Source organism: Kocuria palustris (assembly GCF_016907795.1).
GTDB lineage: Bacteria > Actinomycetota > Actinomycetes > Actinomycetales > Micrococcaceae > Kocuria > Kocuria palustris.
The window spans coordinates 1,894,868-1,913,803 of the sequence record NZ_JAFBCR010000001.1; the positions used below are offsets into that span (position 1 = coordinate 1,894,868).

Annotated in this window: 14 protein-coding genes, 1 tRNA gene and 2 pseudogenes; 5 read left to right on the forward strand and 12 right to left on the reverse strand. The window is 70.1% G+C overall.

Translation table 11 applies throughout. The annotated features are described in order from the left end of the window. Positions 1–241 precede the first annotated feature (241 nt). Positions 242–889, forward strand: a complete 648-nt coding sequence (locus JOE55_RS08470) for a uridine kinase family protein (protein WP_197459154.1) — start codon at positions 242–244, stop codon at positions 887–889. A gap of 317 nt (positions 890–1,206) precedes the next feature. Here JOE55_RS08470 and JOE55_RS08475 read toward each other — a convergent pair. The 4 genes and pseudogenes from JOE55_RS08475 to JOE55_RS08490 all read right to left on the reverse strand — a co-directional run. Beyond that, a pseudogene (locus tag JOE55_RS08475) lies at positions 1,207–1,524 on the reverse strand (IS1634 family transposase); the annotation flags it as partial. 19 nt (positions 1,525–1,543) lie between these two features. Continuing rightward, a pseudogene (locus tag JOE55_RS08480) lies at positions 1,544–2,140 on the reverse strand (IS3 family transposase); the annotation flags it as partial. A gap of 195 nt (positions 2,141–2,335) precedes the next feature. Next, positions 2,336–2,419, reverse strand: a tRNA-Leu gene (locus tag JOE55_RS08485). Between the two features lie 135 nt (positions 2,420–2,554). Continuing rightward, the gene (locus tag JOE55_RS08490; protein WP_204782627.1) at positions 2,555–3,205 is read right to left on the reverse strand and encodes a YdcF family protein; all 651 of its coding nucleotides are present in this window, start codon (positions 3,203–3,205) and stop codon (positions 2,555–2,557) included. Between the two features lie 85 nt (positions 3,206–3,290). On the opposite strand from JOE55_RS08490, the gene JOE55_RS08495 reads away from it, so the two are divergent. Next, positions 3,291–3,791 carry an acyl-CoA thioesterase gene (locus JOE55_RS08495; protein WP_204782628.1) on the forward strand — a complete coding sequence of 167 codons (501 nt, stop codon included), beginning with the start codon at positions 3,291–3,293 and terminating at the stop codon, positions 3,789–3,791. Between the two features lie 48 nt (positions 3,792–3,839). Here JOE55_RS08495 and JOE55_RS08500 read toward each other — a convergent pair whose 3' ends face one another. Both JOE55_RS08500 and JOE55_RS08505 read right to left on the reverse strand, forming a co-directional pair. After that, positions 3,840–4,412 carry a DUF2617 family protein gene (locus JOE55_RS08500; protein ID WP_204782629.1) on the reverse strand — a complete coding sequence of 191 codons (573 nt, stop codon included), beginning with the start codon at positions 4,410–4,412 and terminating at the stop codon, positions 3,840–3,842. A 187-nt stretch (positions 4,413–4,599) separates the two neighbouring features. Then, positions 4,600–5,622: an aldo/keto reductase gene (locus tag JOE55_RS08505; RefSeq protein ID WP_239546552.1), complete on the reverse strand. Its 1,023-nt coding sequence runs from the start codon at positions 5,620–5,622 to the stop codon at positions 4,600–4,602. Between the two features lie 91 nt (positions 5,623–5,713). On the opposite strand from JOE55_RS08505, the gene JOE55_RS08510 reads away from it, so the two are divergent. Further along, a complete protein-coding gene (locus JOE55_RS08510; protein WP_204782630.1) occupies positions 5,714–6,235 on the forward strand; it encodes a histidine phosphatase family protein in 522 nt (173 codons plus the stop codon). A gap of 97 nt (positions 6,236–6,332) precedes the next feature. Here the strand turns inward: JOE55_RS08510 and JOE55_RS08515 are convergent, their stop codons facing one another. Continuing rightward, complete coding sequence (locus JOE55_RS08515) at positions 6,333–7,442, reverse strand: glycerophosphodiester phosphodiesterase family protein (RefSeq protein ID WP_204782631.1); 1,110 nt, start codon at positions 7,440–7,442, stop codon at positions 6,333–6,335. Between the two features lie 434 nt (positions 7,443–7,876). On the opposite strand from JOE55_RS08515, the gene JOE55_RS08520 reads away from it, so the two are divergent. Beyond that, positions 7,877–12,778 carry an NAD-glutamate dehydrogenase domain-containing protein gene (locus JOE55_RS08520; protein WP_204782632.1) on the forward strand — a complete coding sequence of 1,634 codons (4,902 nt, stop codon included), beginning with the start codon at positions 7,877–7,879 and terminating at the stop codon, positions 12,776–12,778. Between the two features lie 95 nt (positions 12,779–12,873). Here JOE55_RS08520 and JOE55_RS08525 read toward each other — a convergent pair whose 3' ends face one another. Together JOE55_RS08525 and JOE55_RS08530 are read right to left on the reverse strand one after the other, a co-directional pair. Further along, the gene (locus tag JOE55_RS08525; protein WP_239546554.1) at positions 12,874–13,572 is read right to left on the reverse strand and encodes a lytic transglycosylase domain-containing protein; all 699 of its coding nucleotides are present in this window, start codon (positions 13,570–13,572) and stop codon (positions 12,874–12,876) included. A gap of 75 nt (positions 13,573–13,647) precedes the next feature. Further along, positions 13,648–15,699, reverse strand: coding sequence for a BCCT family transporter (locus JOE55_RS08530; protein WP_204782633.1), 2,052 nt, complete (start codon positions 15,697–15,699; stop codon positions 13,648–13,650). 129 nt (positions 15,700–15,828) lie between these two features. On the opposite strand from JOE55_RS08530, the gene JOE55_RS08535 reads away from it, so the two are divergent. Continuing rightward, on the forward strand, positions 15,829–16,329 hold the full coding sequence (locus JOE55_RS08535) for a DUF456 domain-containing protein (protein WP_024289278.1): 501 nt from the start codon (positions 15,829–15,831) through the stop codon (positions 16,327–16,329). Between the two features lie 65 nt (positions 16,330–16,394). Here the strand turns inward: JOE55_RS08535 and JOE55_RS08540 are convergent, their stop codons facing one another. From JOE55_RS08540 to JOE55_RS08550, 3 genes are read right to left on the reverse strand one after another with little or no spacing between them, the layout of a single operon-like run. Further along, on the reverse strand, positions 16,395–17,744 hold the full coding sequence (locus JOE55_RS08540) for a molybdopterin molybdotransferase MoeA (protein WP_053446772.1): 1,350 nt from the start codon (positions 17,742–17,744) through the stop codon (positions 16,395–16,397). 7 nt (positions 17,745–17,751) lie between these two features. Next, a complete protein-coding gene (gene mobA / locus JOE55_RS08545) occupies positions 17,752–18,576 on the reverse strand; it encodes a molybdenum cofactor guanylyltransferase (protein WP_338125465.1) in 825 nt (274 codons plus the stop codon). Position 18,577: 1 nt separating this feature from the next. Continuing rightward, entirely contained in the window at positions 18,578–18,868 is a 291-nt protein-coding gene (locus JOE55_RS08550) for a MoaD/ThiS family protein (protein WP_029643430.1), read from the reverse strand. Positions 18,869–18,936 lie beyond the last annotated feature (68 nt).

An 18,936-nucleotide genomic window follows, 5' to 3' on the forward strand; every position in this document is an offset into this window, starting at 1 on the left:
GCTTCGGGCCTGACGAGCATCCCAGAAACCTTCGTTTTCGCACGAGCAACCCCGGACCAGGGCTTCCAGAACGATCACAGTTCAGCCGAGTGCAATCGATCCTTTGGCCGCCGTGGGTAGCCCGACGCCTGGCGGCAGAATCGGAAGCGTTGTAGCGGCAACTCGATGCGTGATAGTGCATGCTGAGTCCATGTCTATGAAGTTGCCCCCTGAGGAGCCTGCTGCTGGCCCTTGGAGCGCCATGACTCAGGCCGACCTCGTTCACCTGTTGTTCCGGGCAGCGGGAACGCCGGCTGAGCGGCCGCGAATCGTGGCTGTAGACGGCCGCGGCGCGTCCGGCAAGTCAACGTTAGCTAAGCGGCTCTGCCAGCAGGTGCCCCGTTCAGCGATCATCCACACAGATGACGTCGCCTGGTACGAGCCCTACTTCGCGTGGGGCCATCTTCTGGCTGACCACCTCTTACGACCCTTGCACCGCGGGGAAGACGTCTCCTTCCGCCCACCTGCCTGGGCACTCCACGGACGGGACGGGACGATCGATATCTCCTCCGACCTGGATTTAGTTGTCGTCGAAGGTGTAGGAGCCAGCCAACGAGAGCTGGAAGACCTCATTGATGTCACGGTGTGGGTGCAGTCCGACTTCGCCGCAGCCGAGGAACGCGGCATCGCTCGCGACATCGCGGAGGGGGTCAACGGGGACACCGAGCAAACCATCGCTTTCTGGCACGAGTGGATGGCGGAGGAGTTGCAGTTCCTGCGGCGACAGCGACCGTGGGAACGAGCCGGCGTGGTCGTCGCAGGAACCCCACCCATCGCGCTCGACGACGGCGAACTCGCTGTCGCACCCGGTGCGCGATCCTTGAGGATGCAGGGTTCACGCAGCACCTGAGACGCTCGTGCGGAGGTTGCGGACCCGCCAATAACCCCACGCGCACACCGGTCTCAGAAACGGTCACCGAGTCATAACCCCGTTCCGGGGGAAACGCCATTTCCGACACCGGCTGGCAGGTGTTGCGTTTCCCGATACCGGAAATGTTCGTTTACGGAACGCCGCGGGGCTGCCCTGCCCATAGATCGAGACTGGACTCGTCGACGTATCCGCGACGGCCGATTGTGCGCCGGGCGTTTCCTACGTACTCGCTGGCGCGTACGTAGGTGTTACTGCCGGGGCCAGCGGGAATCCCTGTCCTGACTTGATGCATTGGCTTAGTGTCCCGGTTTTCCGGTGATCTGATTGATGACCAGGGCGGCGTTCTCAGGGATGTGCGGAGGGATCAGCTGGGTGTGTGAGCCGGCGCGGAGCAGCGCGGATTGGATCGGACGCAGGGTCGTGATGATCTTCTTCAGGCTCAGCCCGGTCGTGTTCTGCATGGATCGCGCGACCGCGAGAGCGGTGAACACGACCGTCAGGTGAGCTTCGATGGCGTCGCGTTGCCGGTGGAACATGGGTCTGGCCTGGAGGTCTGTCTTGCTCATCCGGAACGACTGCTCGACGTGCCAGAGGTCGTGGTAGCTGGAGTGAACCGGCCCAGGTTTGATGCCGCTACTTTGCGGGTTCGGACTCTCGGGTGAGGGCCTCGTAGTGGAGCTTCTCGAACTCTATCGGGGTGAGCATCCCGAGGGTGCCGTGGAGTCGCCGGTTGTTGTACCAGTCGACCCAGCCGGCGGTCGCGTACTCGACGTCCGCGAGGGTTCGGTAGGACCCGGCGTGGAACACGGTGGTGCAGATGCACTCGGCCTTGTAGAGCCCGTTCACCGTCTCCATCAGGGCGTTATCGTAGGCGTCGCCGACGGTCCCGCTCGACGGGGCGATGCCCTCGAGCGCGAGATGCTCGGTCAACCGAATCGCTGTGTACTGAGATCCGGCGTCGCTGTGGTGGATCAGATCTCCTGGTGAGATGGGGTTTCCTTCCCGTTCTCGCTGCCATAGCGCGATCCGCAGCGGCGTCATGACCAAGTCGACCTTCTTGCTCGAGGACGCGTGCCAGCCCACGATCCGCTGGGCGAACACGTCCAGGACGAACGCGACATAGACGAATCCCGCCCAGGTGCGGACGTAGGTGAAGTCCGTGACCCAGACCAGGTTCGCAGCCGCCGCGGTGAAGTCACGGTTCAGCAGGTCACCGGCACGTTTCCCGTCCGGATCACCGAGCCCACGCCCGAACCCACGTCGTTCTGATCGTTGAGGACCGCGAGATCACCATCGTGGCCAAGGCCACCGGAGAGATCCTCCGCGAGCTCACCCTGGACCCCACGCGGAAGTACCAGCCACAACGAAAAACACCCCGAACCTGAGGGTTCGGGGTGTTTCCGATGTACTGAGACATCACAATCGTGCGCGAGGGGGGACTTGAACCCCCACGCCCTCTCGGGCACACGGACCTGAACCGTGCGCGTCTGCCAATTCCGCCACTCGCGCTCGTGGTTCGCAGCGACTCTCATCCCTGCGGGCAACGACGGATAGCGTACCCGAGTCCGCGCTCGCGCGCCAATTCGCGTCGGCGGGGCCCCAGGTCGACGTCGGCGGTGGCCTCGGGTCAGCGTCTGAAGGGCCTCAGATCGACTTGGGATTGCCGGGCAGCTGATTGTCGCAGCCCGGGGTGGCCCAGGCCTTGAGGAAGCCGGCGGACTGGTAGACGTAGGCCTTGAACGTCATCCAGGGGTAGCGCCAGTAGTCGTCGACGTAGTCGATGGGCGACCACTGGGCCTCGCCGCTGTAGCACCGGTCCACGATCAGCTGGGCGCGGGAGACGTGGGGGCGCATGGTGATCACGATGATGTTGTCCCAGCCCCGCTCGGCCACCAGCTCGCGCATCTTCATGGCCTCACCCTGCGTGGTGGAGGGGTCCGGCTCGAAGCAGATGACCTCGTAGTCCTTGCCCTGATCGCAGTGCGGCTTGCCGATCTCGTCGGTCGCCGCCTCGCCGCCGCCGCCGAAGTCGCCCTGCGGGGTCGCGTACACGACGGTGGGGGCGAGCCCCTGGTCCATCAGGTCACGGGCGTGGGCCACGCGGGCCTCGTCGGCGGGCCCGAGCACGAAGACCGCATCTGCGGGCTGGGGGTCCTCGGTGACGTCCGGGTGCAGCACCACGACGGTGCACACCACCAGCCAGACGAGCACCAGGACGCCGGCGCCGAGCCCGAGGGCCCTCAGGCGCCGACGGCGGCGAGCGGTCCGCTTGCCGGTGCGAGTGGTCGTGCTCATGGCGATGCTCATCTTCTCTGGTGGGATGCGGGTCGTGGTGCCGCAGCCTCTATTCTGGGGCCCCCACCCGGAAGGATCCCGCAACATGTCCGAACACACATCTGCTGCGCCCGAGATCGCCCAGGACGGCCCGGGCGTCGTCGTTCAGATCCCCATGCGCTGGGGCGACATGGATGCCTACGGCCACATCAACAACGTGGAGATCGTGCGCATGCTCGAAGAGGCGCGCATCGAGGCCTTCGGCGTGCCCGTGGGCACCGGGAACCAGGCGCGGCCGGCGCGGGTCCAGCTCTTCGACGCCCTCCCGGAGGGCACGCAGGCCCTCGTGGTGGAGCACCGCGTGCGCTACGTGCGTCCGCTCGAGTACAGCAACATCCCCGCCCCCACGCGCGTGCGCATCGTCAAGGCGGCCGGCGCAGCGCTGATCCTCGGCATCGAGATCGCTGACCCGCGCACGGGCGAATGGTGCATCCGCGCGCACACGCAGCTCGCGTTCTTCGACCCGCAGTCCCAGACGGTGCTGCGCCTGCAGCCGGCCCAGCGCGAGCTGCTGGCCCCGTACGCGGGAGATCCGCTGTTCAGCTGAGGGCGGTGCCGCCCTGTGCGGGCACGACGACGGCGCCGCGAGGCCGGCTCAGCTGGCGCGCAGCCGCCGTCCGATCGCAGGGGGCAGCTGCACGGTGCTGACGGTCTGCACGAGCCGTCCGGTCGCCGGCTGCGTGCGCCAGGTGCGCCACTGCAGCTCGTCGTCGCCGTCGGGGAGGTAGAGGCACACGGCGGCCGCGGCGCCGTCGCCGCCGCGCAGCAGCAGGGAGGCCTGGGCGGCCGCCCTGTGGTGCTGGAAGCGCTCGCGCTGCTTGACCAGACCTCGGGGGGAGTGCTCGGTCAGCGTGCAGCGTGCCTCGTATGGCCCGCTTCCGGGCAGCGGGGACTCGACCCGGGTCTGCGTGGGCAGGTGCGGGAGCCTTCCGGGCATCTGCGCGAGCGTCTCGATCCACTCGGTCTCGTCCAGGCGCAGCACGACCTGGTGGCCGCTGCCCAGCAGGCGCAGCTCGACCGAGGCAGAGACGAGCTGCGGCAGCTGCTCGGTGCGCACGGCCAGCGCCGGAAGGCGCGGGACGCGGTGCTGCAGGCTCAGCGACGACGGATCGACGCCCAGGATCGGGGCTGCTGCGCTGTGGTCGTCGGACTCGACGGTGGTGGTCATGATGCTCCTCCCCATGCCGGCGGCGTCCAGGTGGGGGCCTGGGGGAAGCCGCGCGCCGGTATGTCGATCGCAAATTACCGGCATGGGGGCGGGCTGGCAAGCCGGAATGCCGCGCGGTGAGCCGTTCCGGGGCCGCTTGTCCGCTATTGCGACGACAAGAGCGGCGGATGTGGTCTGTGACCTGGGCCTATGGCACGTCGTGGCCGCGTGCGGTGTTCCAGAGGCGGTACCACTGCTCGTGCGTCATATTCGCGGCGGCCACATCGGCCTGCGCGCAGGCGCGGATGCGATCGGAGCTGGTGGTGCCGATCACCGGGCGGATCCGGTGGGGCAGGCGCATCAGCCAGGCCAGCACCACCGCCTCGCGCGAGCAGTTCAGCTCCTGGGCCAGCTGCCGCACGAGCTCGATCGTGGGCTGCAGATTGCGGACCTCGTCGGTCGAAGAAGGGGCGGGTGCTCCGGTGAAGATCCCCTGCGCCATCGATCCCCAGGCCTGGACCTCAATGCCGGCGCGGGCGCAGCGCTCCAGGAACGTCCCGTCCTGGACCGTGGTGCGGCCCTCGGGATGGTTCCACAGGATCTGAGCCTCGATCAGGTCGCGGTGATCCAGGCTCAGCTGGACCTGGGCGGCCGACAGCGGGCTGGTCATGGCCTGCTGGAGCAGCTGCAGGCGATCCCACGGCATGTTCGACACCGCCACGCGGCGGGCCAGTCCCTCGTCGACGATCGCATCCAGTGCGGCCCCGAGCTCGTCGAGATCGGCCAGCGGGTCCCAGCGGTGGATGAAGAACCGCTCCACGGACTCCAGTCCGAGCCGGGTCAGCGACTCCTCGAGCGACCCGCGCACCGTGGCGGCGTCGAGCCGGTAGTGCATGGGCGCATCGCCGGCGGCTGTGCCGCCCGGGATCCGGATCCCCGCCTTGGTCTGCACCTGCATCCGCTGCCGTCGCTGTGGGTCCTGGGCCAGCCAGCGGCCGACGACGGTCTCCGACTTGCCCGCCGCGTAGATGTCGGCCAGATCCAGGTCGCGGTACCCCGCCTCCTCGGCGGCATCGAGGGCCGCGAAGCCGACCTCCTCCTGCTCCTCCGTCAGCGGATCATCGGCGCTCCACGAGCCGCCCAGGGGCATGGCGCCGTAGATCAGCCGGGTGAGGCCCGGGTCATCGCGGGAGTCCGAGGGCTGGGGGACACTGGTGCTGGAATCGCTCATGGCCCCAGTCTGTCCGGACCGGCCCGAGCAGGCGGGCCCGGCTCGCCCCAGCAGACATCGTGGCCCCGCACGGGGCCGGTCAGGAGAGCAGATGCTCGCGTTCATGCGCCACGGCGAGACCGACTGGAACCGCGCCATGCGCTTCCAGGGCCGCACGGACGTCCCGCTCAACGAGACGGGCCGCCAGCAGGCCCGCGACGCCGCCCAGCGCATGCTCGACGAGGGCGAGAGCTGGGATGCGGTGGTCACCTCGCCCCTGTCCCGTGCGCGCGAGACGGGGCAGATCGTGGCCGAGACGCTGGGCGCGGAGTTCGGCGGGACCTACGACGGCCTCATCGAACGGTCGTTCGGCTCCACCGAGGGCAAGCACAACGAGAACCTCACCCCGGAGGAGTACGCCGAGCTCATGGCCCCGGCCGAGCCGGAGGACGAGCTCGTGGCCCGGGCCCTGCAGGCCGTGCAGCAGGTCGCCGCCGATCATCCCGGGCGCGACGTCCTCATGGTCACCCACGGGTCCCTGATCCGCATCGCCCTGAACCACTGGAGCGGCGACACCCACCCCCGGATCATCAACACGCAGGTCCTGCAGCTGCAGGAGGAGTGGATCGGCTGATCCGCCCAGTCCTCACGCGCGACGACGACGGCCGGCTCCCCGCGCGGGGGAGCCGGCCGTCGTCGCCGGGCCGCGGGCGTCGCCGCAGCCGATCCGCTCAGCGGGTGTAGCGCTCGCGGGCGGTCTCGGAGCGCTCGCGCACACCCTCGACCGAGCGCGCCGCGCCGGTGTGCTCGCGCTCGGCGCGGGTCTCAGCGCCGCGGCCGAACTGCGGCTGCTCGACCAGCGGGTAGGCCTTCGGCAGGGCCCAGCCGCGATCGGCCATGACGTCGCGCAGCGTGGAGGGGTAGTCCGTGATGATGCCGTCCACACCCCAGTCGATCAGCCGCTCCATGTCGGCCCGGTTGTTCACCGTCCACGGGGTCACGACGAGGCCGAGCTCGTGGGCCTCGGCGATGTTCTCCTCCGTGAGCAGCGCGTGGGCCGGCGACCAGACGTCGTAGCCGCGATCAGCGGCATCCTGCGGGTCGATGCCAGCGCCGACCGGGTTCTCCGACTCCGCCAGGGCCACCAGGGTCATGTCCGGATCGATCTCGCGGACCTGATCCAGGGCCGCCCAGTCGAAGGACTGCAGCGTGGTGCGCTCGGGCCAGCCGTGCTCCTGGATCGTGGCCATGACGCCGTCGACCAGCGCCTCGCGCTCGGGGGCGTTCGCGGGGTCCTCGACCTTGGTCTCGATGTTCCAGCGGATCTCGTCCTGAGCCCCGTGCTGGACGGCCACGGCGAAGACCTCCTCGAGGGTCGCGATGCGGTTGCCCTCGATGTTGTCCTGCACCGGGTAGCCGGGCAGCTGCTGGTAACCGCAGTCCAGGGTCTGGATCTGCGCGTAGGTCAGCTCGCGGAAGCGATCGCCCACGTAGGGGTAGTCCGGATCACCGGGGGTGACCGGGCCGGTGTCCTGGCACTTCTCCGGCTGGATGGTGTCGTCGTGCCACACCATGACGACGTCGTCCTCGGTGAGGTGCGTGTCCAGCTCGAGGGTCGTGACGCCGAGCTCGAGCGAGCGGGAGAAGGCGGTCAGGGACGACTCGGTCCACTCGGCGCGCCCGCCGCGGTGGGACTGCAGGTCGAAGTCCTCCGCCTGCGAGGCCCGCTCGTCCAACGGGGCAGCGGTGGCGGGAGCCGCGACGGCGGCCGGGACGGATGAAGCGGCCAGGGCCAGGACGGCGCCGAGCGCGGCGGTGCGCAGCGTGAGGTTCGTGGGCATGGGAGCAGCCTTTCCAGCGGAGGGTGGGAGATGCATGCGGGGCAGTGCGGGCCTGCGGGCGGTCCGAAGGAGCAGAGGCTGGATGCCGCCTGGGCAGGCCCTGCCGAGACTAGGAATCGCCCCTGAGCTTGAGGTGGCCCCCGGGCGAGGCGCTGGGGTCCGTCGGATGACCTGCGCGTGAACTGCCTCAGATGCATGAAGTGGGTCGTGACCAGCGGCGATGCTCCGTCGATCGGGCTCGGCGGGCCGTCGTCGGGGTGGGCCGCAGGCCGCGCTGCGGGCGTCGGCGGCGCGCGGTGGCCGCGGCCGTCTGGGCGCGCGGACTCGAGCGCCGTCGTTTCCCTGTCACGGCCGCTGTCCCCCGGCTACAGTGGCCGAATCGGCCGCCAGAAGCGGATGACCAGCTCACGACTTCACAAAGGTGTGATCCCCCAGTGGCAGAGTCCCAGGACCGTCCCGCCCCCTCGACCGCAGACGCGCAGGACTCCGGAGGGCGGCGGCATCCGCGGCCGGGCTCCGAGCCCTGGATGCGGACCTACTACGCCGGCGCTCCGGCACAGGATCTCGACAGGCGCGGCGAGGACGTGCTCGCGGCCCGTGCCCAGCGCCACCGCGAGCTCGCCCAGCACCGCGAGCGCGGCGAGGTCCTGATCACCACCCTGGACGAGGGCTCGCGCACGGTCGTGCTGATCGTCGCCGACGACGTCCCCTACCTGGTCTCCACGCTCAACGCCCGGATCGCCGGCGACTGGGGCGGCGCGCGCCTGGTGGTGCACCCCATTCTGCGGGCCACCCGCGACGACGACGGCGAGCTGCGCTCCGTCGACGAGCTCGAGGACGTTCGTGCCATCTCCAGCGGCGACACGCAGACCATCCCGATCGTGGGGGCCCTCGGCGAGACGTCCGCGGCGGAGTCCTGGATACAGGTCGAGCTGGCCGAGCACCTGGACGAGTCCCAGGCGCAGGAGCTCATCGAGGGCCTGCGCCCCGCACTGCGCACGGTCGCGCAGATCGATGCGGATCACGACGACATGGTCCGCTGGGTCGGCAGCGTCAACGACTCCCTGAGCCCCATGCGCTCGCAGCTCGACGACGTCGAGCCGGCCCAGGAGTTCCTGACCTGGCTGCTCGACGGGCGCTTCGTGCTCATGGGCGTCAAGGAGTACGACCTGCGCGAGGACGACGAGGGCCTGTACCTGTCCTCCGTGGAGGGCAGCGGCCTGGGCATCCTCGCCGAGACGGAGGAGAAGTCCGGACGCCCGCGGCGCCTGACGGTCCAGGCCGCCGAGCACGCGCGCGATCGCCAGGCGATGTTCGTGACCAAGGCGAACACCCGTTCGGGACTGCACCGCAACGACTACCTCGACTACATCGGAGTCCGCCGCTTCGACGCGGACGGCCAGGTCGACGGCGAGTACCTGATCCTGGGCCTGTTCGCCCGCAAGGCGTACTCGACCTCGGCCCGCAACACCCCGTGGGTGCGGGACAAGGTCCGGGCCGTCTCCGAGACCTTCGGCTTCCGCCCCGACTCCCACTCGGAGCGCGACCTGCAGTCCGTGCTCGAGGAGTACCCGCGCGACGAGCTGCTGCACATGTCCGTGGAGGAGGCCGTGCGGGCCGCCCGCGGGGTCGTCGAGCTCGACGAGCGACGCGTGACCCGCCTGTTCTGCCGCACGGACCTCTTCGGGCGCTTCGTCTCGGCCGTCGTCTACCTGCCGCGCGATCGCTACAACACCGAGGTCCGCGAGCGGATCTCGGAGATCCTCACCGAGGCCTACGGCGCGGTGGACGTCGACTTCGACGTCTCGCTGTCGACCTCCTCGCTGGCCCGGCTCTTCTTCCGGCTGCGCCTGCCGCAGGACACCCCGCCGCCGGTGGATCACGAGGACCTGCAGCTGAAGGTGCGCAAGGCCGCCCGCTCGTGGCCCGAGGCGCTGTCCATGGAGATCGAGGAGCTCTTCGACCCCGAGCGCGCCCGGGAATACGTGCAGCGCTGGGCGGAGGCGTTCCCCGCGGACTACCGCGCCCATTACGAGATCGACGAGGCCATCGAGGACCTGCGCCGCTGCGAGATGCTGTGGGGCCGTGACGAGGCCCTGCCCGCCGAGGTGCGCGTGGCGCCGTCCACGGCCGAGGGTGAGCCCGTGCGCGTCAACGTCTACCTGACCCGCAGCCTCACGCTGACCGAGATGCTGCCCATGGAGCAGAACCTCGGGCTCACGGTGCTGGACCAGAAGCCGTACCAGGTCCGCACCGGCGACGGCCGCGAGTTCCAGCTCTACGACTTCGGCGTCGAGCTGCCTGAAGGCGTGGATGCCGTGGGCCCCGACGACGCTCGCACCGAGGACCTCATCGAGGAGATCCTCTGCGCCGTGATCTCCGGTCGCTCGGAGTCAGACTCCCTGGACCGGCTCGTGCTCGCCGAGCGCATGCACTGGCGCTCGATCGCCGTGCTGCGCGCCTACGTGAAGTACCTGCTGCAGCTGCGCGTCCCGCACTCCTTCGAGTTCATGTCGGACACGCTGCTGGCCCAGCCGCAGGTCACCCGGGGGATCGTCGAGCTGTTCGAGACCTCGTTCGACCCGCAGCGCTTCGCCGGCGAGGACGGGCAGCCGGACGACGAAGCCCGCGAAGCCGCCCGCGCCGAGGTGCTCGAGAAGCTCGAGGCCGCCCTGGACGAGGTCCCCTCTCTGGATGCCGACCGCTTCCTGCGCACCCTCGTGGAGGTCGTCTGCGCCACCGCGCGCACGAACGCCTACCAGCAGGGCCGGCCCGCGATCGCGCTGAAGCTCGAGCCGCGGCGCATCTCCGCGGCACCGCTGCCGCGTCCGCGCCACGAGATCTGGGTGTGGTCGCCGCGCGTGGAGGGCACGCACCTGCGCTTCGGCCCGGTCTCGCGCGGCGGGCTGCGCTGGTCCGATCGCCGCGAGGACTTCCGCACCGAGGTCCTGGGCCTGGTCAAGGCGCAGATGGTCAAGAACTCCGTGATCATCCCCGACGGCGCCAAGGGCGGTTTCTTCCCCAAGCAGCTGCCGGATCCGGCGCAGGATCGCGGGGCCTGGGGCGAGGCCGGCAAGGACGCCTACAAGGAGTTCATCGGCTCGCTGCTGGACGTGACCGACAACCTGGTCCCGCAGGAGGACGGCGAGGACCGTGTGGTCGTCCCGGAGGCCGTGGTGCGCCGCGACGGAGACGACTCGTACCTGGTGGTCGCCGCGGACAAGGGCACTGCAAAGTTCTCGGACACCGCCAACGCCATCAGCCTTGAGCGCGGCTTCTGGCTCGGCGACGCCTTCGCCTCCGGCGGCTCGGTGGGCTACGACCACAAGGCCATGGGCATCACCGCCCGCGGTGCGTGGGAGTCGGTCAAGCGCCACTTCTTCGAGCTCGGCCACGACACCCAGACCCAGGACTTCACGGTCGTGGGCGTGGGCGACATGTCCGGCGACGTCTTCGGCAACGGCATGTTGCTCTCCGAGCACATCAAGCTCGTGGCCGCGTTCGACCACCGCGACATCTTCCTGGACCCGGATCCGGATCCTGCGGCCTCCTTCGCCGAGCGCAAGCGGGTCTTCGAGATGGGGCCGTCGTCGTGGAAGGACTACGACGCCTCCCTGATCTCCGACGGCGGCGGCGTCCACTCGCGGTCGTCCAAGTCGATCCCGGTCTCCGAGCGGGTCCGCGAGGTCCTGGGCCTGCCGGAGGGCACCACGGAGATGGCCCCGCCGGAGCTGATGCGCGCGATCCTCAAGGCGCCCGTGGACTTGTTCTACAACGGCGGCATCGGCACGTACTTCAAGGCCTCGACCGAGACCAATGCCGATGTGGGCGACAAGGCCAACGACGCGATCCGAGTCAACGGCGCCGACGTCCGCGTGCGGGTCATCGGCGAGGGCGGCAACCTGGGCGCGACCCAGCTGGGCCGCATCGAGGCCGCTCAGAACGGCGTGCTGATCAACACGGACGCGATCGACAACTCCGGCGGTGTGGAGTCCTCCGACCGCGAGGTCAACATCAAGATCCTCGTGGACCGCATGGTCGCGGCGGGGGAGCTCCCCCAGGACGAGCGCGCCGGGTTCATCGAGTCCATGACCGAGGAGCTGGCCTCGCTCGTGCTGCGCACCAACGTGGCGCAGAACATCACGCTGAGCGTCGACCGCTGGAAGGCCGATGACTATGCGCTGACCTACGCGCGGTTCATGGACTGGCTCGAGGAGAACGCGGACCTGGACCGCGAGATCGAGTACCTGCCCACGGATGAGCAGCTCGAGGCCCGTGCCGAGGACCCCGAGATCGACGAGCCGCTGACCGCCCCGGAGCTGTCGGTGCTCACGGCCTACGCCAAGATCCAGCTCTCCGGCGAGCTGATCCGCTCGGACCTGGCCGAGGACCCCTGGACGGCGCGGATCGTGCAGCGCTACTTCCCGGAGGCTATGGGCGAGCGCTTCGGCGAGGATCTGCAGACACACCCGCTGCGCCGCGAGATCGTGGGCACCCTGGTGGCCAACCAGATGATCAACATGGGCGGGGCCACCTTCGCCTACCGTGCGCTCGAGCAGACCTCGTGCGAGCCCGGCGAGCTGGCCGCGGCCTTCCTGGCGGCGGTCGAGATCTTCGAGCTCGACCCCCTGCTGCAGCAACTGGCGGAGCTGCCGGCCGATGTCTCGACCGAGCAGTGGATCCAGATGATCCAGGACGTCCGACGCCTGCTGGACCGCGCCGTACGCTGGCTCATCAGCCGCGGCCTGTCCCAGCAGCCGGTCGAGCAGGTGGTCGAGGCCTTCGCCCAGATCCCCGAGGTCCGTCGGGAGGGGCTCACCTTCCTGGGAGCCGAGGACGCCGAGGCCGCGCAGCGCCGCGAACAGCTGGCGCTCGAGCAGGGCATCTCGGAGGAGCTCGCGCAGACCTGGTCGCGCCTGCTGGACTCCTATTCGCTGCTGGACATCGTGCGTCTCGCGGAGTCCGAGGGCGAGGATCAGGACCTCGAGCTCGTGGGGCAGCTGTACTTCGCCCTGCACGAGCGCTTCGGCATCCAGACGATGCTGACCCGGATCTCGGGCCTGCCGCAGACCACCCGCTGGGAGGTCCTGGCGCGCATGTCCATGCGCGAGGACGTGTACTCGACGCTGACGTCCATGACCGCCATGGCGCTGCGCGCCGACGGCGAGACGGCCGAGCAGAAGGTCGAGGCCTGGATCGAGGAGAACCGGCAGTCCCTGGAGCGCGTGGGACGCACCCTCCAGGAGATCGAGTCGAGCTCCGGAGGCGATGCCGCCACGGACATGGCGGCCCTGTCGGTGGCCCTGCGCTCCATGCGCTCGCTGATCAGCGCCTGATCACCGGGATCGCCCCCTGCTTGCGACGGCGCCCGCTCCCCTCGAGGGAGCGGGCGCCGTCGTCGTGCGCGGGGTTCCTGTTGGGGAGGCGTGGTTCAGGACTCCTCGGAGCAGACCCCGGCGTAGCGGGTCTCGGAGAGCTCGGTGATCTGATCGATGTAGTTCTGCGTCTCCTGGTACTCCGGGATGCCGCCCTCCTCGAGGATCACCGTGGGCCCGGCGTTGTAGGCGGCCAGGACGAGATCGGTCTCCTCCTGCTCGTCGGCGGGATCGAGCTCGGAGACCATCTCGCGCAGATCGCGCAGGTAGTAGCCCTGCGCGCGGATCGAGGCCTCCGGATCCGTGGCCTCGCCCTCGCCGTAGAGCTCCCAGGTCTCGGGCATGAACTGCGCCAGGCCCTGGGCGCCCACGGGGCTCTCGGCCTCCGGGTCCCAGCGGCTCTCCACGTCCAGCTGCGCGGCCACGAGCTCGGGCGGCAGGGCCGAGACCTCGGCGGCATGGGCGACGTCGTCGGCCCACTCGCGGGGGATGGCTCCGCCGTGATCCGAGCAGCTGGGGTCGCTGTTGTGCGAGATCGTGCCGACGGTGCCGATGATCAGCAGGCCGAGGGCGCCCCAGACGGGCCAGGCGCGCAGCACCGCACCCGAACGGCTCGCGCTCGGACGGCCGGGGGCCGATCCGCCCGCAGCCCGGCTGCCTTCGCGCGGCTTGGGGCGCGGGGGCGCTTTGCGCCGGGCGGCGGAGGCGGCGCGGCGTGAGCTCTTGACGGGGGTGCGCTTGTCGGAAGACGGCATCGCCTCGAGCCTAGGGCACGAGCCGAGGCCGTCGACATGGTCGATGTCGACGGCATCCGCCGGTGGTGCGGATGATCAGGCCCGCGGCGGGCTGTCCCTGCCCTCGGATCCCGCGGAGCGGGTGCCGTCGGGGTCGTCCCAGGCGTTGTCCCACGGCCCGCCCGGACGCGAGCCCGGGACGCCGAGGGACTGCGAGCGGATCACGATGCCGTCCTCAGGATCCGTGGAGCCCGCGCTGCGCGGCGTGCCGTCGGCGTTCACGGCCGGGATCTCGCCGGTGTCGGGCGTGGTCGTGGCCAGGGCCACCGGCTCGTCGGAGTCCAGCGGGACCTGGGCGACCGTGTCGACGAGCACCTGTCGGGCGTATTCGGTGCGCAGGACCAGAGGATCGCTGGCGAGGTCCCGGTACAGAGCCAGGCACAGGATCAGCATGACGATCATGAAGGGCAGCGAGGAGACGATCGTGATGTTCTTCAGGCCGTTGAGCGCCTCGGAGGGATCCGAGCCGCCTGCCAGCAGCATGACCGCGGCGACGGCGCCGGTGGCCACGCCCCAGAAGATGATGCCGCCCTTGGAGGGCTCCTCCGCGCCGTTCTCGGACAGCCCGCCCATGACGATCGAGGCGGAGTCCGCGCCGGTCACGAAGAAGATGCCGATCAGGATGATGGTCAGCACGATCAGCACGCCGGTCATGATCGGGTTCAGCGGGAGGGCGTTGAGCAGGTCGAACAGGATGGCGTCGAAGTTGATGTCCGGGCCCTCCGTGGTCTGCTGGGCCAGCATGGAGCCGGTGTCGCCGGCGGACTCGGCGCGCTGCTGCAGGCCGATGCCCGCGCCGCCGAAGATCGCGAACCAGATGGTCGAGACGCCCGAGGGGACGACGAGCACGCCGGCGATGAACTGGCGCACGGAGCGACCGCGCGAGATGCGGGCGATGAACAGGCCCACGAAGGGGGCCCATGAGACCCACCAGGCCCAGTAGAAGATCGTCCACGAGGACAGCCAGGAGGCCATGTCCTCGCCGCCGACGGAGTTCGTGCGCGAGGCCATCTCCGGCAGCTCCTGCACGAAGGCGCCGATGGCGTTGGGGATGATGTCCAGGATGAACAGGGTCGGCCCGGCCACGAACACGATCAGCGCGATGATCACGGCCAGGACCATGTTGGAGTTCGACAGGAACTGGATGCCGCGTTCGATGCCGGACACGGCCGAGACCACGAAGCAGATGGTCAGGACGGTGATGATGCCGACCAGGATCGGGGTGGTGACGGTCTCCATCATACCGGCGGAGCTGATGCCGCCGCCGATCTGCAGGGCGCCCAGGCCGAGGGAGCAGGCCGAGCCGAAGAGCGTGGCCAGGATCGCGAGGATGTTGATGATCCGCCCGCCCACGCCGTTGACGAAGCGACGGCCGAAGACCGAGGTGAACATGGCCGAGAACAGTTGCGAGCGGCCCAGGCGGAACGTCCCGTAGGCCATGCCCAGTCCGACGACCGCGTACATGGCCCAGGGGTAGAGGGTCCAGTGGAACAGGGTCGTGCCCATGGCGGTGCGCATGGCCTCGGTGGTCGAGGGATCAGCCGTCTCGGGCGGCGGTGCCATGTAGAACCACAGCGGCTCGCCCACGCCGTAGAAGACCAGGCCGATGCCCATGCCGGTGGCGAACATCATGGAGATCCACGACCACGTGGAGAACTGCGGCTTCTCGCCGTCGCGTCCCAGGGGGATCTTCCCGAACTTGGAGAACGCCAGGAAGATCACGAAGACGACGAAGACGGTGGCGGCGATGACGTAGAGCCAGCCGAAGCCCGTGATGGTCCCGGCCAGGAGGTGATCGGCCACCGCCCCCAGGCCCGAGGGATTGATGAGGCCCCACGCCACGAAGACCACAGCAAGAACGGCTGCGCAGCCGAAGACGACCGTGTCGAGGCCCCTGCGGGTCTCGGGCTGAGCGCGGGTCAGGGAGTCGCGCAGCGAGTCGAGCAGGTGATGCTGGCGATCGAACGAGGTGTCGGTCTCCGTTGCCGGCGACGGGGGGACCAGCTCGGACGGCTGGTGATCCACGTCCTGTCCGGAGGCGCTCGAGGGCTCTCCGGGCGGCGTCGAGCCGGGGGTTGTGCTGCTCATGATGAGCCCTTCCTTGCATAAGGGATGCCCTGACGGGAATCCGTCAGGGCTCTTGCATGCTAGCAAGGGTGCATCTTCAGGCTTGTGGAGCGGAGACCGACGGGCATTCGGGCAGGCACAATGGGCCTCATGCTCCCCGAGATCATCGCGACCGTCGTCGCCGTCCTCCTGCTGGCCATCGGCTGCATCGGCATCGTGGTGCCGGTCCTGCCCGGATCGATCACGGTCGTGATCGGCCTAGTGATCTGGGCTGTCGTCGTGCGCTCGCCGGAGGGATGGGTGGCCCTGGCCCTGGGCGTCCCGCTGGCGATCGCGGGGATGTCGGCCTCCCTGGCGCTGACCGGCGCTCGGCTCAAGAAGCGGCAGATCCCCAACAGCTCTGTGCTCTACGGGGTGATCGGTGCGGTCATCGGCCTGTTCGTGATCCCCGTGGTGGGACTGTTCATCGGCTTCGCGGTGGGCCTGCTGCTCTCGGAGACCTACCGGCAGCGGGACCTGAACGCCGCGCTGGAGTCCAGCTGGGTCGCGCTCAAGGCCATGGGCCTCGGCATCGTGATCGAGCTGGGGTGCGCGCTGGCGGCCTCTGCGGTCTTCGTGATCTGCGCGATCACGTACTTCGTCACGGCCTGACGGACCAGCCTGCTCGGTCGGCCGACGGGACCCTTACGGTCCGGCCGACCGTTGCTCCCGCCGCCTCAGAGCCAGGGAAGCGGCAGCGCCTGGACGGGCTCGCCTGGCCGCACGCCGTCGGCGGGGATCAGCAGCAGCACGTTGGCCTGCGAGAAGCCGCGCAGCTGGTCGGAGCCCGCGCGTGACAGCGCCACCGCGCTGGGCAGCTCGGTGCCCTGGGCGTCAGCGTCTTCGCTCAGGTCGGTGATCGTGGTCCCGGAGACGGCGGCGCCGGCCACGAAGGCCAGTCCCGGTGCCAGTCGATCCGTCTTGGAGGCCGGCAGTTCGCGGGTCAGGCGCACCGTGGTCAGCGGCGGGATGACGTTGCCGCCGAGCCCGGCCAGCAGCGGCGCCCCCAGCAGCATCAGGGTGGTCATGGCCGCCAGCGGGTTGCCGGGAAGGCCCAGGACGAACGGGCCGTCCTCCGGCATGCGGGCAAGCAGCGCTGGGTGGCCCGGGCGCAGGCCCAGCTCGTCGATGAGCAGATGCGCGCCGCTGTCCTCCAGCGACGGGCGCAGATGATCCGCGGTCGAGCGGCCCGTGCCGCCCGTGGTGATGATCAGCTGCGCGCGGGAGTCCAGCACGGACTCCGCGCCCACCGCGGAGCCGGTGAGCCGCTCGAGCATCTGCTCGCGGTCATCGCCCACGCGGTGCACGGCATCCACCTGACCGCCCAGGAGGTGGACGAACTGCGGCAGCTGCGGGCCGAAGGCGTCCCGGACCCGTCCCGGCTCCGGGACGCCGTCCTCGTCGACTTCGTCGCCGGTCAGCAGCAGCGTCACGCGCGGGCGCCGCAGCAGCGGGAGCATGTCCAGGCCCGTGGTGGCCGCGAAGGCCACGTGCCCCGGGGTCAGCCGCGTCCCGGCGCGGATCAGCAGCTCTCCGGTCTCGGCTTCGCGGCCTGCCCGGCGCAGGTTCTGTCCCTCCTCGGGGGCGCCCTCCGGTGCCTCGGGGCTCAGGCGCAGCGAGTCGCCGTCCTCGAGGCCCCATTCCGAGCGCAGCACCGCGCTCGTGCTGAACGGGACCAGTCCGCCCGTGACGATGGGTGCGGCCTCGCCGACGGCCAGCGATCGCGGGGGCTTGAGCTGCGGCTCCTCGGTGCGGGCCCAGGCCACGCGCTGGTCGATCTGCTCGTACTCGCCGCGGTTGATCCGCCAGGGGCCCGGTCCGTTCACTGCCCAGCCGTCCATGGCCGAGGAGGTGTAGTGGGGCACCGGACGCTCGGCGCGCAGGTCCTCGGCCAGGGTCTCGCCCACCGTCTCCCCGAGCGGGAGCCAGTGCGGCGGCAGCGCCGCAGCGGCGTCGAAGGCCGCCTGGCGGGCCTGCGCCCAGTCGGGGCTGCGAAGGGTGCGGGGGGTCTGCGGCTGATCGCTCATGGTCTCCTCAGTCCTGAACGGGCACGAGCCCGAATCTCTTCACATCGTCCCATGTGTCGACGTCATCGGTCAGTCCCCTGACGGCCGTTTGCCGGTCCCACAGCGGCCCGAGGACTCGACGCACCGAGCGATCGACGACGGGCTGGTCGACCAGCTGCCGACCCAGCACCGCGCTGCGGTAGACGGCGGCCAGCGGCTGGAGGATGCCGCGGTCCGTCAGCACGATCCCGCACGGGGCCTCGAGGGGCGCTGTGCCGGTGTGGCCCGAGTCGGTGGCCTCCGAGGCGGGGGAGGGCGCTCGGCTCGTGCCCCGTGCCTCGATCTCGGCGATCAGGGCCCGAGCGGCGTCGGCGACCCGGGGCATGTCGCAGGCCAGGGTGAGGGTCCACTGCTCGTCGGGGTCGACGGCGCGGTCCGCAGTGCCGGACGCGGCGGGATCGTCGCCCCCTTCAGGTTCGGAGGGCTCGGCGGAGGCGCAGGCCCCGGAGGGCTCGGCCAGCCCCAGGGCGAGTGCGCCAGCGGCCAGGGCGGCCGCCGGACCGGAGAACGGCGGGTCCTCTCGGGTGCGCAGCACGCCGTCCGGCAGGGGAAGGCCCTCCGGGCCCACGACGGCGATCCGATGCGCCGGAAGGCCGAGTCCGATCAGGGCGTCGACGGCGCCGCGCACGAGGGCAGGGGCGCCGTCGCGATCCGGGCGCATCAGCGCCTTGGGCGATCCGCCCAGGCGAGAGGACCGGCCACCGGCGACCACGATCGCGCTCAGCGCCGCGCGGGAGCTGCGGGTGGGCGTCGGCGCGGGCACCGGGACCGGCAGCTTCGGCAGCGGGGTCACCTCAGCCCCCGGCGAAGGGCGGCAGGACGTCCAGGGCGGAGCCGTCGGAGATCTCGGTCTCGGGCTCAGGGCAGGCCTGGCCGTCGAGCAGGAACGAGCAGCGCTCGAGCACCTCGGCCAGGGGCTGCTCGCCGGCAGGGGCCGTGGGATGGGCCGCGATCAGCGCGTTCTCCACTGCACCCCGGGTGACTCGGCCGTCGCTGTCTCGGGGCAGGGCCTCGAAGTCCAGCTCCTGCGAGTCCTGGCCCACCGAGGCCTTCGCCGCGGCGTAGTAGTTGATCGTCAGCGACATGTCGCACCTTCCTCGCGATCTCCGGCATCACGGTACGCGGCCCGCGCGCACGCGGGCGTCACGACCAG

What these genes read in the sequence shown, in the direction of transcription:
- JOE55_RS08550 (WP_029643430.1), bottom strand. Translation starts at nt 18,868, where the DNA reads ATGTCGCTGACGATCAACTACTACGCCGCGGCGAAGGCCTCGGTGGGC.
- JOE55_RS08540 (WP_053446772.1), bottom strand. Translation starts at nt 17,744, where the DNA reads ATGAGCGATCAGCCGCAGACCCCCCGCACCCTTCGCAGCCCCGACTGG.
- JOE55_RS08535 (WP_024289278.1), top strand. Translation starts at nt 15,829, where the DNA reads ATGCTCCCCGAGATCATCGCGACCGTCGTCGCCGTCCTCCTGCTGGCC.
- JOE55_RS08505 (WP_239546552.1), bottom strand. Translation starts at nt 5,622, where the DNA reads ATGAGCGATTCCAGCACCAGTGTCCCCCAGCCCTCGGACTCCCGCGAT.
- JOE55_RS08490 (WP_204782627.1), bottom strand. Translation starts at nt 3,205, where the DNA reads ATGAGCACGACCACTCGCACCGGCAAGCGGACCGCTCGCCGCCGTCGG.
- JOE55_RS08500 (WP_204782629.1), bottom strand. Translation starts at nt 4,412, where the DNA reads ATGACCACCACCGTCGAGTCCGACGACCACAGCGCAGCAGCCCCGATC.
- JOE55_RS08530 (WP_204782633.1), bottom strand. Translation starts at nt 15,699, where the DNA reads ATGAGCAGCACAACCCCCGGCTCGACGCCGCCCGGAGAGCCCTCGAGC.
- JOE55_RS08515 (WP_204782631.1), bottom strand. Translation starts at nt 7,442, where the DNA reads ATGCCCACGAACCTCACGCTGCGCACCGCCGCGCTCGGCGCCGTCCTG.
- JOE55_RS08510 (WP_204782630.1), top strand. Translation starts at nt 5,714, where the DNA reads ATGCTCGCGTTCATGCGCCACGGCGAGACCGACTGGAACCGCGCCATG.
- JOE55_RS08525 (WP_239546554.1), bottom strand. Translation starts at nt 13,572, where the DNA reads ATGCCGTCTTCCGACAAGCGCACCCCCGTCAAGAGCTCACGCCGCGCC.
- JOE55_RS08495 (WP_204782628.1), top strand. Translation starts at nt 3,291, where the DNA reads ATGTCCGAACACACATCTGCTGCGCCCGAGATCGCCCAGGACGGCCCG.
- JOE55_RS08470 (WP_197459154.1), top strand. Translation starts at nt 242, where the DNA reads ATGACTCAGGCCGACCTCGTTCACCTGTTGTTCCGGGCAGCGGGAACG.